General features: G+C 46.0%; 14 protein-coding genes. All 14 read right to left on the reverse strand.

What is annotated here, in order from left to right; genetic code table 11:
* Nucleotides 1-96: 96 nt before the first annotated feature.
* The gene (crcB, locus tag JOE49_RS24935) at nucleotides 97-453 is read right to left on the reverse strand and encodes a fluoride efflux transporter CrcB (protein WP_209943363.1); all 357 of its coding nucleotides are present in this window, start codon (nucleotides 451-453) and stop codon (nucleotides 97-99) included.
* Nucleotides 450-851 (reverse strand): fluoride efflux transporter CrcB, encoded by a 402-nt coding sequence (crcB, locus tag JOE49_RS24940; protein ID WP_023989914.1) that lies wholly within the window; start codon nucleotides 849-851, stop codon nucleotides 450-452. The genes crcB (JOE49_RS24935) and crcB (JOE49_RS24940) overlap by 4 nt, the downstream gene beginning before the upstream one ends.
* Before the next feature lie 87 nt (nucleotides 852-938).
* Nucleotides 939-2,249, reverse strand: coding sequence for a replication-associated recombination protein A (locus JOE49_RS24945; protein ID WP_023989915.1), 1,311 nt, complete (start codon nucleotides 2,247-2,249; stop codon nucleotides 939-941).
* A gap of 360 nt (nucleotides 2,250-2,609) precedes the next feature.
* Nucleotides 2,610-4,751, reverse strand: coding sequence for a HelD family protein (locus JOE49_RS24950; protein ID WP_209943365.1), 2,142 nt, complete (start codon nucleotides 4,749-4,751; stop codon nucleotides 2,610-2,612).
* A 313-nt stretch (nucleotides 4,752-5,064) separates the two neighbouring features.
* A complete protein-coding gene (citG, locus tag JOE49_RS24955; protein WP_209943367.1) occupies nucleotides 5,065-5,952 on the reverse strand; it encodes a triphosphoribosyl-dephospho-CoA synthase CitG in 888 nt (295 codons plus the stop codon).
* Between the two features lie 47 nt (nucleotides 5,953-5,999).
* Complete coding sequence (citX, locus tag JOE49_RS24960; RefSeq protein ID WP_209943369.1) at nucleotides 6,000-6,542, reverse strand: citrate lyase holo-[acyl-carrier protein] synthase; 543 nt, start codon at nucleotides 6,540-6,542, stop codon at nucleotides 6,000-6,002.
* A 1-nt stretch (nucleotide 6,543) separates the two neighbouring features.
* A complete protein-coding gene (gene citC, locus JOE49_RS24965; RefSeq protein WP_245248485.1) occupies nucleotides 6,544-7,587 on the reverse strand; it encodes a [citrate (pro-3S)-lyase] ligase in 1,044 nt (347 codons plus the stop codon).
* 115 nt (nucleotides 7,588-7,702) lie between these two features.
* Nucleotides 7,703-8,875, reverse strand: coding sequence for an NAD(P)-dependent malic enzyme (locus JOE49_RS24970; protein ID WP_209943371.1), 1,173 nt, complete (start codon nucleotides 8,873-8,875; stop codon nucleotides 7,703-7,705).
* A 45-nt stretch (nucleotides 8,876-8,920) separates the two neighbouring features.
* On the reverse strand, nucleotides 8,921-10,489 hold the full coding sequence (citF, locus tag JOE49_RS24975; protein WP_160789914.1) for a citrate lyase subunit alpha: 1,569 nt from the start codon (nucleotides 10,487-10,489) through the stop codon (nucleotides 8,921-8,923).
* Between the two features lie 10 nt (nucleotides 10,490-10,499).
* Nucleotides 10,500-11,381, reverse strand: coding sequence for a citrate (pro-3S)-lyase subunit beta (gene citE / locus JOE49_RS24980; RefSeq protein ID WP_209943373.1), 882 nt, complete (start codon nucleotides 11,379-11,381; stop codon nucleotides 10,500-10,502).
* Nucleotides 11,382-11,675 carry a citrate lyase acyl carrier protein gene (citD, locus tag JOE49_RS24985; RefSeq protein ID WP_160789916.1) on the reverse strand — a complete coding sequence of 98 codons (294 nt, stop codon included), beginning with the start codon at nucleotides 11,673-11,675 and terminating at the stop codon, nucleotides 11,382-11,384. It lies immediately after the preceding gene.
* A 45-nt stretch (nucleotides 11,676-11,720) separates the two neighbouring features.
* Nucleotides 11,721-13,964 carry an ATP-binding protein gene (locus tag JOE49_RS24990; protein ID WP_209943375.1) on the reverse strand — a complete coding sequence of 748 codons (2,244 nt, stop codon included), beginning with the start codon at nucleotides 13,962-13,964 and terminating at the stop codon, nucleotides 11,721-11,723.
* Nucleotides 13,965-14,147: 183 nt separating this feature from the next.
* Nucleotides 14,148-15,497 (reverse strand): 2-hydroxycarboxylate transporter family protein, encoded by a 1,350-nt coding sequence (locus JOE49_RS24995; protein WP_209943383.1) that lies wholly within the window; start codon nucleotides 15,495-15,497, stop codon nucleotides 14,148-14,150.
* A 391-nt stretch (nucleotides 15,498-15,888) separates the two neighbouring features.
* Complete coding sequence (locus JOE49_RS25000) at nucleotides 15,889-16,587, reverse strand: response regulator transcription factor (RefSeq protein ID WP_209943385.1); 699 nt, start codon at nucleotides 16,585-16,587, stop codon at nucleotides 15,889-15,891.
* Nucleotides 16,588-16,890 lie beyond the last annotated feature (303 nt).

Consider the following 16,890-nt stretch of genomic DNA (forward strand, 5'->3'; position numbering starts at 1 on the left):
AAGCTTCCGAAACCTTATCACGGCTGAGAATGCCTTGAGTCGGGATTGGAAGCTTTTTATTGCATTTTTACGTGTTATTTCGAAAATGTATAGAGTTTAACTGACTCTGTACCCGATAGCCGCAGCTACAACTCCTATCACGACAGAGGACAGTACATACGTAGCCATGCGTCGGTATTCTTTACGCTCCATCAGTTGAAGAGATTCATAGCCAAATGTGGAAAAGGTGGTGTAGCCGCCACAAAAACCTGTTCCTAGCAGCATCCAGAGTGCAGGAGACAAATGGTTTTGCGTAAACTCGCCATAGAGCCAGCCCAGCAGCAATGAACCGCTGATGTTAATGATCCACGTCCCCCACGGGAATACGGTACCGAACCTCTTTCCGGCCCACATGCCAAGCCCGTATCTCGCCAGTGTACCCATAATCCCGCCTGCCGCCGCCCACCAGATCATAAGCGTTCCTCCTTGGGAGCAGCCTGCGTCATTTTTGTACCTAGGCGGATACCTGTCCATGTCAAAAACAGCCCTCCGCCTACGCTAAGCAGCAGGTACAACACAGCCGTCAGCATACGATCGTGAACCGTGAGGCGGACAGCATCCACTGCAAAGGTGGAAAAGGTGGTAAAGCCCCCTGTAAAGCCTGTTCCGATGGCAAGTCGCAATCGCGGCTTGATCCGCCATGATCGCAAGGTTACCGTAAAGAACCAACCCAGAAACAGGCAGCCGATCCAATTGATTAGCAGCACACCAAGTGGAAAATCCGCACCCGCCGCAGGCAACAGCGATTGCAGGCCATAACGGGTAGAGGTTCCAAGCGCTCCGCCCGCGGCAACGAATAGCACGTCTTTCATCTTCTTATCCCCTTCTTCGCTCTTGCACGATCATGGTGTAACGTGACGATTTCGTACACACTCTGTATATTAAGTCGTACATATATATTAAGACTGGGAATCCCGCCACCGCTGGTTTTGCCTGATTTTGGATTCATTCCCCTGCTCAGTAGCCTGGTAGAAGGTTTGGTCTGCTATCGAATCGGGCAAATATTGCTGCTTCACATAATGATTCGGATAATTATGTGGATATTGATAGCCAACATGACCGAGCTTTTCCGAGCCTTTGTAGTGTGCGTCACGTAAATGGAGTGGCACCTCGGCCGATTTGATATCGTCCATAGCCGACATGGCCCGTGAAATCGCTGTATATACGGCATTCGATTTGGGGCTTTCCACGGCAAACAAAATGGCCTGTGCAATGTTCAGTTTGGCCTCGGGCCAGCCGTTATTGCGATAAGCTTCAAGCGCACTCACCGCTTGCACCATTGCCTGCGGGTTCGCCAGGCCAATGTCCTCACTGCTCGCCGCGATGAGGCGGCGGATAAAGGTCATCGGGTCCATACCGAGCTTTTCTACGGCGTACAGGAACCAGAACAGCGCGGCGTCGCTAGAGCCGCGTATGCTTTTGTGAAAGGCCGACAGCACGTCATACTGTGTGGATTCATCTGCTTTGACAATCGGGCGACGGATGGATTCCTCTGCGACTTCCAGTGTCACGTGAATCGTGCCGTCTGCCAGCGGAGGCGTCGTGAGCGCCGCCAGTTCCAGCGCGTTCAAAGCGCGGCGGATATCACCATTCGCCATGGACGCGATGTGAGCCAGTGCAGCTTCATCTACCTGAAGCTGCATGTAGCCGAGCCCTTTGTCCGCATCGCTCAAGGCGCGGCGCATAGCAGCCAGCGAATGCTCCTGCGTTAGCGCTTCAAGCTGGAACAGCGTAGAACGGCTCATTAAAGCGCCGTTGACGTAGTGAAAGGGATTTTCAGTGGTGGCGCCAATAAACACGATCGTGCCCTTTTCCACCGCAGGCAGCAGTGCATCCTGACGTGAACTGTTAAAACGATGTACCTCGTCGAGAAACAAAATGGTTTTTTTGCCATACATCGATTTATTCGTCTGTGCCCGGTCAATGACTTCTCTTACGTCTTTCACAGATGCTTCTACAGCATTCAGACGTACAAAATCTCCTTGCGTGTGTTGTGAGATGATATGTGCCAGCGTTGTTTTGCCGCACCCCGGTGGTCCGTACAACAAAATAGAAGAAACCTGATCTGCCTCTATAGCTCTTCGCAACAGCTTACCCGGACCCACAACATGCTCCTGTCCAATATATTCATCCAGCGAAGTCGGACGCAAGCGATCCGCAAGCAACCGATTGCTTGGCGTTGACTCTTGGGAATATGAAAATAAGTCCATTTCATTCACTTCCTTATGGTTTATGAACGAACACTTTCTCTTTTTCTTTGAAAACATACTATATTATGTTCGCTCATACGGTTGAAAATCATGAAAATTCAAGTCATCTATAATCCTGATACGGTGTAAACCGCCTCTTATTCTACCATATCCGTTAACAAGTTGCAGATAGCATGGTCACGGCACAGCTGTAGATCTCCAAGTCAGTCGCCCACAAAAAAAGAAAGAACAGCCTTAGACGAAAGATGAATTTCGTGGCTGTTCTTCGACTGACATGACTTCCTAATTTCCATCACTAAGATAAACAGTAAACAAAAAGGAATACAACAACTCAGGCGATGCTTTACAACGCTTTTCTGTTTACTCCGTCTGTGCCTGTACGTAACTAGGAAGTGAGCCATCATGCAATAGCCACAGCTCATGCAGCGCACGGGTACATCCTACATACAGCAGCTTGGCATCCCATGCCCGTTCTCCATAATGCTCATGGTCGGCATCCGCCACAATAACTGCATCGAACTCCAGACCTTTGGATAGGTACACAGGCAGTACCGACAATCCGCCTTCATATTGCTTTTTACCACCGTCAATCAAATTCACATCCAACCCCGCGCTTGTGAAAACCTCATGTAGCTCCACAGCCTCTTTTAAGGTACGAGTCAGCACAGAAACAGTACGATACTCCTTGGAGGACAGCTCTTTTAGAGCGGTGAGCAAACTCTGCTCACGCACCGATGAGTCGTAAGACATCGTACGCACCGGATCGCCACTACGAAATACCGGAACTGCCGTAATACCGCCGCGAACTCCCTGCTCCAAAATTGTGTTTGCAAATTCTATAATTTCCAAGGTTGATCTATAGCTCCGCGTAAGTGCAAAATACCCTGTATGTTCCGGCGCAAAAAGAGAACTCATTTCCTCCCACGCATGTACGCCACGGTATTCATGAATGCCCTGCGATAAATCGCCCAGTATAGTGAAGGAATGCCCTTTCACGAACAAATCCAGCAATGCGATATGAAAAGGTGAAAAATCCTGCGCTTCATCTATGACCACATGGTCAAAACGTTGAGATGACTCTACCTCATGAATCAGCACGTGAAGATACACTAACGCAGTCAGATCTTCTTCACGGATAATCTGTTTTCGCAGGTCCGACTGTGTGGTCTTAAAAATAGCAGTCGGCAGAGAAGCCTTCATCTCCGCAGCCGTATCTGCGGGTAACCCTTTAGCTGCCTGAAAAAGCTGCTTATAGAGCGTCAGTGCGTCATATTGTGGCCATTTTTTAGCATATGCCTTTTCCCGTGTCCCTGCCTTTTTCTTGCGTTCCTTGAGCGCTGCCGCCGAAGGCGACTTTTTCAGTTCCATTTCAATCCAGCGGTGCACTCTTGCCAGCACACGCTCCTTCCGCTTCGCGAGCGGATAAGGCTTATATTCCTCATTAAACCAATTCAAAATCTCAGCTTGTGGCAGCACCGCTCCATCCCATGGTGAAAAATCCCCCTCAGGCACGGAGATGGGCTCCAGTCGTTCAACAAAAGCTTGAAGCAACTCCATAAAGTGAACCGAGCCCTTGAATCTTCCCGGCGCCTCATCCATGGATTCCTTTCTCAGACTGCCACTCTCAAACCAATAAGATAACGTTTCGGCAGGATCAGCCAAAGGTAAATCCAAACCCAACAAGTCCAATGCCCAGTCTGCAAATGTACTTTGCTGAATATTCCCGACCCCCAGCTCTGGAAGTACATCTGAAATATAGTCGAGAAACATATGGTTTGGTGCGAAAATCACCATTTTGTCCGCCGATACCTGATCCTTGTATTGATACAGCAAAAATGCGAGACGATGCAGCGCTACCGTCGTCTTGCCACTACCCGCTACCCCCTGAATAACGAGGGCAGTATTTTTAGCCGCGCGGATGATCTGATCCTGCTCCGCCTGAATGGTAGATACGATATCACGTAAACGGTTATCCTTGTTTTCACCCAAACGATAAACGAGAAACTCATCGGAAACGGCAGGCTCGTCGCTTTCACGATTATACGTATCGGCTACCCGCTCCAGGATTCTTTTCCGAATAACAACGTTGCGCTTCAAATAGACCAAACCCTCAATAGTTCCCTCGGGAGCTTCGTAGGACGCGGTTTCTTCACCACCTGTAAACGAATAAAATAAGCTGGCAATCGGTGCACGCCAATCAATCACCAGCGGATACGCTGACGTTTCTTCACGCTCCACTCCAATTTTACCGATATAAAGCGGCTTCCGCTGCCCTCTGCCACGCTCGTCAAAATCCATACGACCAAAATAAGGCTCCTGCGAGCTTTTGGCCAAAGCCTGACGTTTTTCCTCCCGTGCCGATTCCAGCACTTGCTCCGTAAAATCATGCCCAGTGTATACCGGCGTATTGCGAAGCCGTTCCAATCTCCGATCAATTTCCTCCATAGCAAGCGACAGCCTGTGCTGTTCTTCTTGATAGGCACTTTGAAACTCATTCTCCATTTCAGTTACCTCCTAAGAATATCAAGTCTCTATTTCTGCATCATCCACTTGCTCCGACACAAAAAAAGGAAAGTAAGCGTAACATATTTAACCATAAAAATCCAACCTTATTTCCTATTATGCAGGTTTTCATATATGAAAGGCCTCAAGGCTCACTTCTACACAGCATCATTCACAATTATCTCTTTTCATAAAAAAACCCCTCTTACAGCAGTAGGTTTTTACGAATTAACCTGTCTGTTTTGAGGGGGACATATCACTTTGGGGACAACCCTTTTTCATTAAAATAGGTCGGCTATGAACCACATTGCCGTTATATTGCAGGTGGTGCTAGACATAAATATTCCAACATGATTGTGACTGCCAGTAAATCAGCGGAACCACCCGGACTAACATTTTTTTGCACAAAATCATCGTTCATTTGATGAATCATGGCGACACCTCTCTCTGACAAGATACCGCCCGCCTCTAGCGCCTGCTTGGCATATTGCTGGACATAGGTTAGCATCTCCCTATCGTGTCTACCAACGACATTCGTATCTTCGTTGACAACCATCAGTTGTAACAGGGTTTGAACACAGATATCATTCACATGGTATCGTTGCGATGACTTCAACTCACGATAGACGGGCAGAGCATACTCTCGCACGGTGGGAAAGCCTGCTTCCACCTCGCCACGTATGCCAGTCATGCCCCACTCTTTATATAACCGTTCGCCGACCGTTAAGCCTGTTGATTTTTTTAGGGATGCAAGCTCACTCGCACATAAACCTTTGGTCATCTGAGCAATGGTCTCACAAATTACTTGTTCATCCAGCCTGCTAGCAGTTGCTCGTGTCGTACAACAATACGCGGCAGCGGCACAAATAATTCCTAGCGAAAAAATAAGACCTTTATGTGTGTTCACCCCGCCTGTTGCGGCAAACATAGCCTGTTCTGCTTCCTGTCCCAAGGGGCGTAGATTCGCAAATAGTATACGGAGATCCTCTCCATGAAAGGAACCACCCGCCTTTGTACATCTTTCAAAATGGCCGGAAAGTGCGGCCGCACTAGACATAAACGTAAAGAAGTCCATATCCTTGTGAGCACCACGATTAAACCGATCTACGAGTCCCGGCTTTGGGCTGGCGGAGACCTCTGTTAGCAGCGCAAGGACAGCCTGTTGACCAAGGCTTTCACTTAATAGGCTTGTTGCAATCATACATACTAACAACCTTCTTCTCTGGATTTTTTAATGATGATGAACGATCATGCTCGTTTGACTACTTGTTGCTTTCGCGTATAACTGTCCACCAATGCTTTGATAGCTTCCAGCAATTCGGGAAGTGCATGTGCTCTACTCCGTCCACAACCATGCGCAGCCTGCTCGCACATGAGACATTTTCGCTTCCCCAAGCCAAGTTCATCTCTGGAGATTGCCCTTCCATTGGGTCCAATTACATCCAGATCCAGTAATCTTCCTAGTGGATGCCCATCTTCAATCGCGATGACCAAATTTTTCAATATTCGCGCGTCTGCCTGAACGGCAACATATGCTTCTGGGCCTGTTAGCAGATCATACGTTTCACTGTGCAGCGGTGTCATTTGGTTCACCGCCAGCTGACTCATCAAGATACGATAGCCTTCATGAAAAACGTATTTACTAGTTGGAGAGGACTTCTGTGGTCCCGGGATATTGATCGTCATGCTGATCAGAGGTACCGTGTACCTGCTGATCAGTTGTCTTTGTCTATCTACCCGGTTTTCGCGTGCCTGTAGCATTTCTTCAAGGGTAACCTCATATGAGTACATGTTATGACATCTCCCTGATACGCCTGATAATTTCTCCAGCTTCCATTGACAATAAAAATTGATAGGTCGTGTCCGGTACAAGCTTCTTCACTTTATCCATTTGACCCAGACGGATATATTTACGGACCGCAGAGGCGCTGATTGCCTCCCCTTTCCATAGCAGTCGCGGTATTTCCTCTACCTCGATTCCAACGGAAGGCAGTATTTTTTTCATGATCGTGTTGTACCTGCGGGTCAAGTCACAGCTTGGCTCCTGACCGATATACCGTTTTTGAATATTTAGCAACGGAGCTATATACTGGCTAAATATTTTTAAATCTAGTAATATATGCGTACTTGCTGCCTCTTCATCATTTTTGAGAAAGTAAGAAGGAAACGTTGCGCCCGAGATGATATAGTCTTTGCCTTTGTGCAAGACCACATTGGCCAAATGTCTCACGCCTTCTTCCACTAGTCTGTATCTAACATCTGATGGAAAAATGGATTGGTCCTCCCAGACTACAAAAAGATGTACCTTTTCCCAAACCGCTGCTGCATGCTCGATTAAATGCAGATGTCCAAGTGTAAATGGATTACAGTTCATGACAATCACAGCCGAAGGCACGAGATCGCCCGATTCCTGCAAAAGCTCTTGCTGATACTGCTGGACACCATCCCATCGGTTTTCCAACAAGACAGCCTTGGAGGATTCCTCCACGATTGGATAAAAGCCGAGTTCCTTAAAAATTTGTTTATTTACAGGTTTTGTATAAATAAACAAGTGAGCCCTTCCCCGCCTGTATTCTTCATTTACTAAATGGCTAACGATTTGTGCCGATAGCCCCTGGTCTTTATAAGCTTCATCCACAGCAATGCACTTTAGTACACTGCCTGAAAAGGAACCTGTAGCGGCAATGTCGCTGCCATCTATAATTTCCAGCGTATATTCAATTTGATGGTCTATTGTAAGACCTTGGCGCTTGAGGAAATCGCGAAGCTTTCTTTGAGCGTCTTCAGAGGTTGGATTTAAAATCTCTTCACGCAAATGTTCCATCCACATAGCCATAATGATCACCGTTTTCTGCATGGAAGTCAGAATAAACAGAATGACGCATCCCACACTCTGTAAGCGAAAGGATAGGATGCGCATCCTGTTTATTTGTTCTGAAAAGACAATGTCTTTATTTTCTTACAACACCGCTTTGTTCTGCGACGATTTTTACTGCTTTACTAACTGCTGCACTTACTCTTTTGTCAATCGAATCTGGAACGATATAGGTATCATCAAGCTCCTCATCTGTTACCAGTTCTGCAATGCTTCTGGCTGCCGCTAATTTCATTTCCATCGTGATGTCCGTGGCTTTGGCATCAAACGTGCCTCTGAAAATACCGGGGAATGCCAGCAGGTTATTGATTTGGTTGTGAAAATCCGATCTGCCGGTCGCAACAATTCTTGCTCCGCCTTTGTGTGCTTCCTCCGGCAAAATTTCTGGAATTGGATTGGCAAGGGCAAAAATGATGCTTTCATTGCTCATGGTTTGCACCATTTCTTTTGTCATCACATCTGCAACCGATAAGCCGATAAAGATGTCCTTGCCTTTGATAACTTCTGCAAGACTGCCTGTTTCTTTATCGCGATTCGTCAGCTTGGCGATTTGCTGCTGAGGTTCATTGAGAGAGGTGTCGCCTTCGACCAAGGCACCATTAATATCGCAGAGAACCATACGCTTCGCTCCTGCAACAAGCAATAGCTTGGCGGTGGCAATACCCGAAGCTCCTGCTCCATTGATGAGGATGCGCACATCCTCCATTTTTTTGCCCACAAGTTTTAAGGCATTAAATAACCCTGCAAGCACAGCAACTGCCGTTCCATGCTGATCATCATGATAAACCGGAATGTTCAGTTTTTCTTTTAATTTGTCTTCAATATAGAAGCATTCTGGCGCCTTGATGTCTTCAAGATGAATGCCTCCAAAACCTGGGGCGATCACTTCAACCGTGCGCACAAACTCGTCTGGATCAGTGCTGTCGATACAGATAGGGAACGCATTCACTCCACCAAATTCTTTGAGCAACAAGGCCTTGCCCTCAATGACAGGCAGCCCTGCCTCAGGGCCAATATCCCCCAGACCCAGCACTGCTGTCCCATTCGTTAGAATCGCCACGGTGCTCCCTTTAATCGTGTATTCATAGGCTTTGCTCTTATCTTTGGCGATTTCCTTGCATGGCTCGGCAACGCCAGGTGTATAAGCTATCGCTAAATCCTGTTTGCTTACGACCGGTACTGTCCCTACAATCTCCAGCTTACCGTTTCTTACGCGGTGTGCCTGTAAGGCGGTTTCTTTTATACTCATAAGTTTGTTTGTACTGAGCAGCTGCTCAATACTTCCTCCTTTGGTTTATAATTTTAGCGCTCCTTGTTTCACTTGACGAATTACATCAATTACAGAACCATCACGATATTTGATAACCCCCACAATTTTATCTTCCCATTGAATCGACTCTGGTTTGCCGACAATCCGCGTAGCCTTCTCTTGCAACTCTTCGATCGTGAAGACAGGGAGCTTGGCGGCTTTGAAGCTAGCCAGGAGATCTGGACGGAGAGGGTTCACAGCGATGCCCTGATCGGTAACCAGTACGTCAACCGTATGGCCTGGTGTGATAATGGTATTTACACGATCAAGAATGGCAGGCATTCTTCCGCGAATCAGCGGAGCGACGATGATGGATACTGCAGCGCCTGCGGCAGTGTCGCAGTGTCCCCCGGAAGCTCCACGGATGACCCCATCGGACCCAGTAATTACGTTCACATTAAAATTCAGATCAATCTCCAGCGCACTTAGCACAACAACATCCAGTTGGTGAGCAGCACAGCCTATATTTTCAGGGCTTGCATAATATTCCGCACAAATTTGTTGATGGAATTTGTTCTTTGTCAACGATTCTACGGCACGCAGGTCGAAGCTCTGCACGTCCAAAAGCTTTTCAATCAATCCTTCTTCATGCAGGTCAACGATTTGTTGGGTAATACCACCCAGCGCAAAGCTTGCCTTGATATTGGCGGCAAGCATTTTTTCCCGCAGAAATCTGGTAGTTGCAAGCGCAGCACCCCCGGAGCCGGTTTGCAAAGAGAATCCATCCACGAAATATCCGGATGCTTCAATCACATCTGCAGCGTTTTTGGCAATTAACAGTTCCTTCGGATTCTTCGTGTAACGGGTAGCCCCTGAGATAATCCCCTTCTGATCACCGATACGATCCACGATGACCACATAATCCACCTGGGTTTCAGGAATGGCGAATGGAGTGTTCGGATAGGAGACCAAATTGTCAGTGATCATCACAACATTGCTCGCATACTGTGCATCTACCATGGCATAACCCAGGGAGCCGCATGCCGATGGAGCTTCGTTTACGCTGGAAGTTCCGTTTGCATTGCCGTATGCATCGCATGAAGGAGCGCCCAAAAAGGCTACGTCAATCGGGCATTCCCCTGATGCAATCGCTCTTGCGCGACCACCGTGAGAGTTAATCGTCACCGGAATATCAAACAATCCGTAGGAATATGCCTGAGCCAGCTCGCCTCTAAGGCCACTGGTCTCGATTCTGCGGATGACACCGTTTCGCACATGCCTTACCAACGGCGCATGAATATCCGTCAAGGAGCTGGCTGCCAGGACAAGATCACGAATACCCATTTTGGCGATTTTATCCATAACCATATTCACGATAAAGTCCCCGTTGCGGAAATGGTGGTGGAACGAGATCGTCATTCCATTACGCAAGCCCGTAGCTTCAATGGCTTTCTCCATCGAATCAACGATTTTGTTTTTGGCAGGATTTCGCTGGCGGTCTTTTAACCGCTCTATATTTTTAAATTGCCCGTAAGTCGATTTGCGATCAAAAGGAGTTATCGCATCAAATCCCTCAATAGCTAGAGGAATTTCTCTCCCAGCACCATTTAGCATAACATTCACCTTACTCTACGTTTATTTTTGCCGCTTCCGCCAGGTCAATTACTCTACGTGCACGTTCTACAATCGGACGGTCAATCATTTTACCGTCGAGACTGATCACACCTGAGCCTTTTGCCTCCGCTTCGAGACTGGCCTCAACGATTCGCTTTGATTTTTTGATCTCTGCTTCTGTTGGCGTATAAATGCGGTTTACAATCTCGATCTGACGTGGGTTAATAATGGATTTGCCATCAAAACCTAGCTGTTTGATCAGCTTCACCTCGCTCGCAAAGCCTTCCTCATTATTTACATCCGAGTAGACTGTATCGACAGCAGCAATGCCAGCAGCTCTTGCCGCAAATAATATAAGGCTTCGTGCTGTCAATAGCTCAATGCCTTCTGGCGAGCGCGTTGTCTTCAGATCTGTAACAAAATCCTCCGCTCCAATGGCGATGCCGATAAGCCGCTTGCTGGCAACCGCAATTTGCCCCGCATTCAATGCGCCCTTGCCACTCTCAACCGCTGCAAAAAGCTTGATTGTCCCATGCTCCATGCCGATCTTTTGTTCAATTTCGGTAATCAATTCATCCGCCTCAATCACGTCATCGGCGGTCTCCGTTTTCGGCAATCGAATGGCAGTTGGCTTCGCTCGTACAATCGCTTCAAAATCTTCTCTGCCATACGGCGTATTGAGTGGGTTTACCCTGACCAGCACCTCGATGCCCCCGAAATCAAAAGTTTTCAAAGCCTGGTAAACCAGCAAACGTGCCGCATCTTTTTCGTATAGGGAAACGGAATCCTCAAGGTCGATCATAATCGAATCTGCCCCATAGATATGGGCGTCCCGGATCATCCCAGGGTTATTCCCTGGAACATACAACATGGTCCTTCTCAGTTTCTGCATCTATTCCGCCTCCCATGGTCGGCAGTCGCCCTCGACCACTCTGCTTACGGCTGTCATTACTCTAGCCTTAATGGCGCAATCCAGTGCGCCTTTATCATTCGCTCGAACATATGCATGTTCAATGCCCATTTCTTGTAATGTTTCAAGAATCACTTTGCGAATCTGGTTCCCAAACTGGTTCTCTACGGTACTTTTCAACTCGATTTCAATACCTTTCGTCCCATTCGGCTCGATGGAAATCGTAATATCGCTTGATTCCAGTGTGCCGGCCATGCCTACTTGCTGAATAATCAATGTCTACACCTCTTTTGCCAATTGGATGCTAGATACTCTCCATCTTCAGGATTGTAGAACCTTATAAATCATTTGTGCCATATCTGAACCTGCTACAGGCTTACACATGTATTCATCAATGATCAATCTCTCCTTGTATGCCACCACATGATCCTCGACATAACCGGTAATCAGGATGATCTTCATACTTGGGTTGATTACCTTGATACGTTCAGCCAATTCCGTACCCGTCAGATAAGGCATTGCCTGATCCGTAATGACCAGATCGTAATGGTTTGGAGACTTTTCAAACTGCTGCAATGCTTCCACACTGTCTGATTCTGTCTCAACGTGGAAACCATAAGATTCCAGTCCTCTTCTCATCGCTTTCAATACGCGCTGTTTATCATCAACCAAAAGAATGCGCTTTTGTTCAGTAAACACAGGGTTCTTATTTATCTCTGTCTCTTTTGCTACAAACTCCGTTCTCGGCAGATACACCGTAAACGTACTACCCTTGCCCAGTTCCGAATCCACGGTAATAAATCCTTGATGTTTTTCGAGAATGCTTTGGACAATATACAATCCAAGCCCCGTACCCTCTCCTGTCGGTTTGGTTGTGAAAAAAGGATCAAAGATTTTCTGCAAGGTGTCGTCACTCATCCCTCTCCCCGTATCCGAGACAGATAAAGTAGCGTAATCACTGACTTCCAAGACGTTCTCGCGGATTTTTTTTACCTCTTGCAAGGGAATGGTATCCAATATGATTTTTAGTTCGCCACCGGTTGTTTTCATTGCTTGATAGGCATTGTTGCAAAGATTCATAATGACTTGATGAATCTGTACTTTATTTGCAAAAATAACGGCTGAATCTACCCGTTTTTTGAACACAGCATTCACTTTGGGCGAGAGGAAGGATTTTATGAGTCCCAGTGCCTCTTCGACCTGCTCTTCAACTTTGACCGGAGCGTTTTTCTTGACCTTTCCACTCTCCAGCCGGCTCAATAGCAGGATTTCCTCGATTATCAATCTTGCTTTCTCGGAAGCATCATAAATCTCACTGACGTAATCATAAATTTCTTCAGTAGGTTCTATCCTGCTAAGCATGATTTCTGCGTAGCCTCTGATAGGAGTTAGCAAATTATTAAAATCATGGGCGATTTCCCCTGATATCGTGCCGATCAACTGTAGCTTCTGCGAGTGCTGCAATTGTAGATCCTTTTTTCGGAGCAGCTCGTTTTTGTTATTCAGTTCCCGCAAATACCTCGTCTCGTATTCCAGAGCCTCTTTATTTTTCTTCGTCCTCATGATGATATAAACGGCACAAGCCAACGTCAGGACGATCATTGAAAAAATCTCAATGGTTTTAATTCGATTTTGTGCAATCGGTTCTCTCACATCATCGTAGTTCATGGCGGCGGCAACCACCCAAAACGAGTCACCGAGATGAACACGGGAAAATGCCTCGATCTTTTTCGTCTTGGCATAGAATTTGTCACCCCACCAGTACGAATGGTAGAAAGCTGAGCCTTGTTCCTGGGTAAGCTGCATTTTGAACAGTTTCTCCAGGTCGTGGTAATCAAGCCCCGGGTATTTGGCCTTCATCGCTGATAGCGATAACCCGATATTTTCTTCGCTCGGGTGCATGAGATAGTAGCCTTGCTGATCCTTGACATGGATATAACCCTTGGTCCCCACGCGAATTGGCTTCAACAGCTTCTCATATACAGCGTTTAGATTTACCACACTGATGAGCGCACCTTGAAATTTCCCATCGAGATAAACAGGCTGAAACAGATGCACAATATAATTGCCTTGCTTCTCCAGCTTGGCACTTGCGATGAACGGTTTTTTTTCTCGCAGCACCCTTTGTATATCATCCTTGATTAATTCATAGGCTTTAATCGCATCCGCACGATTGCGCTTGGGAAAAGTGTGTACCACTCTCCCTTCCGGGTTCACCTGGCTAATCCGATAGATGCTATTTTTTTTGGCGGTATAATAAGCAGATAGGTTTTCGTCAATCATAGCTTCATTCTTATTTGCTATGGCGAGCGACATCTGCCGGTTGCCTGCCAATATTTGCATCGTGTGCATTTGTTCGTCGAAAAAAGATTCAATAGACGTGCTATTTAACTTGGCAATCGTTAGCAATTGCTGCTGCTGCTGTTCAATTACGGTACGTTCTCCGTCCATATACGAGCCGTAGGCCATCCACAGCAGAACTAGGAAAGAAATGGGAAGCGCTAGCATAGTGATGAATGAAAAATGGCTTCGATAATGAAACAGTATCTCTCGTTGAAATCTCATCCTGTTTTACCTTCTCCATCGAGCTAGTAGCCCATCAGTCCCTAGTGCTAGGGCTAGTTCGTTTCCGATTATATCAAGTATTCACGTTCGTCTACTAAATGGTGTCTCAAGACAACTTCATTGTAATGACAAGATCTTAAAGTATCCTGTCAAATTATTAATTTTTTTTAAGATTTCGCTTCCTTAGTGTGTAAGGTATCGCAGCAGGAAAATAGCAAGTGTTACCGTTGCTGCACCACCGAGACGTGTAGATACCTGAGCAAATGGCAAGAGGACCATTCTATCGGCTGCAGAAAGAATCGCAACATCCCCTGTTCCACCTTGGCTGCATCGAGTAGAAGTAATAATCGCAGCTTCAACCGGATACATTTTCATCCACTTACCAGCAAAATATCCACTCACAACCACGGTTAATACAGTTACAAAAATGGTGATGAAATAAGCAGGGCTAATTACAGAAATCAGGGCCTCCCATGGTGTTTTAGCAACACCTACCGCAAGCAGGAGCGGGTACGTTACGGCGATAACAAAGAAACGTTGCATCTGTTGCGCTCCGTCTTCAAGGAATTTTGGCAACCAACCAAAATATTTTGCCAGGAATGCCGCAAAGAGCATTACGATCGGACCAGGCAGACCAACTAACTCTGCGGCTAAGGTACCTAACATGAAGAATCCGATAGCTAAAATGGCTCCGGCAGCCATTTGGTAAAGATCAAGCGGTTTTTTATTTTTATCCTCTGCAAGTCCCAAAACATCGCTATCCCCTGTTTTGAGTAGCGTGCCGTTACCGGTAAGTTCTGGTTTTCTATCTCCCAGTTGTTTCAACAAGCCGGACAGGATAATAGCACACAAGCTACCCAACATGACCGCAGGAATAATCATGGCAAATTGTTCACCTTGGGTCGAACCCAAAATTTGGCTGTAGCCGATAGAGAGTGGAATCGCACCTTCACCAACGCCTCCCGCCATGATAGGAACAAGGATGTAAAACAAGGTATCATACGCAGGGATTCCCAAAGCCACACCTGTAAGCAAACCAACGCCTGTTCCGAGAATGGATCCGATCGTCAAAGGGACAGCCAATCTAACGACCGCTTTTATCATGAGTTCCCGATTCATACCAAGGATACTGCCAGCGATAACAATTGCGATGTACACATACAGGAAATTGGTATTATCCATAAAGACAGTAACGGAATCAATTGCTGACTGTGGGAGAAGATGAGCATACACCATATAAGAAGGAACAAACGTTGCCATAATTGCAGCGCCGCCGATATCCTTCAGAATAGGAATGCGCTTTCCAATTTCCGCCAGAACAAAACCATACAATACCATGACAGATACAGCCCCGGGCATATCACTACCAAGCTTTCCGGAGTTCATCAGTAGGTAGACAACAGCCATAAACGGGATGTAAAGGCCTACAGGAATGACCCCTCCAATCTTGAAGTTCAACACCTTTTGCCACTTGGGCTCTGTTCGTGGCTGTAGCTTAAGCTCTGCGGCCTCTTGTAGATTATTAGTGACCACTTGATCGCCTCCTAGATGATCAATCTGCGTTTTATTCTCGAATCAATCGCAAGCCCAGGTTTTCACAAGACTTTGTATTAAAACGTTTTCTTTTATTGGATGATTCGAGATAACTAAATTGTAAAAGGTAAATCTTAAAGTATTCTGACTAATCCTTAAATGTTTTTAAGAACCATGTGACAAAAAATATGTAAGCGTTTTCAAAAAAGCTACGGTTGACTCATTTACTAACACAGCTTGTTTTGATGCCGCCCTTCAAAGTTATGTATTCCCTTTTATTACTAAATTAAGGATGGCTAGAGATATAATCAGCCGTAGAAAAAAAGCCCCCCGGATCCATCGGCGTGCTTTCAAGAGAACGTATACAATTGGATAGAAGTATATAGTTAATCTATCTTCCCACGGAAAAACGATACCCGATTCCCCAGACGGTTTTGATATATTTTGGATTCGTGGGATTTTCCTCAATTTTGGTCCGCAGGTGTCTGATATAGACCATAATCGTGTTATTATCGACAACCGTATCTTTCCAGATGTTTTGATATAGCTGTTCTTTCGAGAAGACCTGATTGGGGTGCTCCATAAAAAATTTCATGAGTTGTAATTCTTTTGATGACAACGCGACTTCCTGATTATTTTTTTGAAACGTATAGGTATGATGATTGAATAGAAATGGTCCCAACGCAATGTGTAAGGCTTGTTGTTTTGATTCCTGAAGCTGGCGGTATCTTTTAATCTGGTTCTTTACCTGAGCGCAAAGCACAGGAGGACTAAATGGTTTGGTAATATAGGCATCTGCCCCAAGTCCAAGTCCAATGATCTGATCTGTGTCTTCTTTTTTACCACTCAGAAAAATGATTGGCGTATGGATGCCCATATTACGCGTTTGACCAAGCACATCATATCCATCAATATTTTCCATCATAATGTCCAGGAGGACGAGATCGAATGGCTCCTCGCTAATCATCCGCATGGCTTCCATGCCGTTTTCAGCCTGAAGCACAACCATTCCATCGCCTTCAAGAACCGTTTTAATCAATTTTCTGATAGCATTTTCATCATCAACAACCAATACTCTCGGTTTGCTCATTCTTGACCCCATTCCTTTCTAAAAGTCCTCTTACGAAAACCCTTTTTAATAATACAAAAAAACATCACTTTTTTATTTATGACAAATATTTAAATATCCGCTATATAAATGAGTTTATACGGAGTCAATCCCATTTATTTCTTAGCGCGTTAATGGGAGCAATGACCCAAAAACAAAACACGCCCTATGGGTTGAAACGCCTATGGTACTTCAAATATTCTCTCTTCTCGGTGTTTCACTTTTTAGTCTAGCATCATATTAGCCAACTCTATATGTTGTATGTCATACAGCTTCAAAAAACTC

The organism is Paenibacillus sp. PvR133 (assembly GCF_017833155.1).
GTDB lineage: Bacteria > Bacillota > Bacilli > Paenibacillales > Paenibacillaceae > Paenibacillus > Paenibacillus polymyxa_B.

Excerpts from the sequence above, each read along its gene's own strand:
- crcB (WP_209943363.1), bottom strand. The coding sequence starts at position 453 with ATGATCTGGTGGGCGGCGGCAGGCGGGATTATGGGTACACTGGCGAGA.
- crcB (WP_023989914.1), bottom strand. The coding sequence starts at position 851 with ATGAAAGACGTGCTATTCGTTGCCGCGGGCGGAGCGCTTGGAACCTCT.
- JOE49_RS24945 (WP_023989915.1), bottom strand. The coding sequence starts at position 2,249 with ATGGACTTATTTTCATATTCCCAAGAGTCAACGCCAAGCAATCGGTTG.
- JOE49_RS24950 (WP_209943365.1), bottom strand. The coding sequence starts at position 4,751 with ATGGAGAATGAGTTTCAAAGTGCCTATCAAGAAGAACAGCACAGGCTG.
- citG (WP_209943367.1), bottom strand. The coding sequence starts at position 5,952 with ATGATTGCAACAAGCCTATTAAGTGAAAGCCTTGGTCAACAGGCTGTC.
- citX (WP_209943369.1), bottom strand. The coding sequence starts at position 6,542 with ATGTACTCATATGAGGTTACCCTTGAAGAAATGCTACAGGCACGCGAA.
- citC (WP_245248485.1), bottom strand. The coding sequence starts at position 7,587 with ATGGCTATGTGGATGGAACATTTGCGTGAAGAGATTTTAAATCCAACC.
- JOE49_RS24970 (WP_209943371.1), bottom strand. The coding sequence starts at position 8,875 with ATGAGTATAAAAGAAACCGCCTTACAGGCACACCGCGTAAGAAACGGT.
- citF (WP_160789914.1), bottom strand. The coding sequence starts at position 10,489 with ATGCTAAATGGTGCTGGGAGAGAAATTCCTCTAGCTATTGAGGGATTT.
- citE (WP_209943373.1), bottom strand. The coding sequence starts at position 11,381 with ATGCAGAAACTGAGAAGGACCATGTTGTATGTTCCAGGGAATAACCCT.
- JOE49_RS24990 (WP_209943375.1), bottom strand. The coding sequence starts at position 13,964 with ATGAGATTTCAACGAGAGATACTGTTTCATTATCGAAGCCATTTTTCA.
- JOE49_RS25000 (WP_209943385.1), bottom strand. The coding sequence starts at position 16,587 with ATGAGCAAACCGAGAGTATTGGTTGTTGATGATGAAAATGCTATCAGA.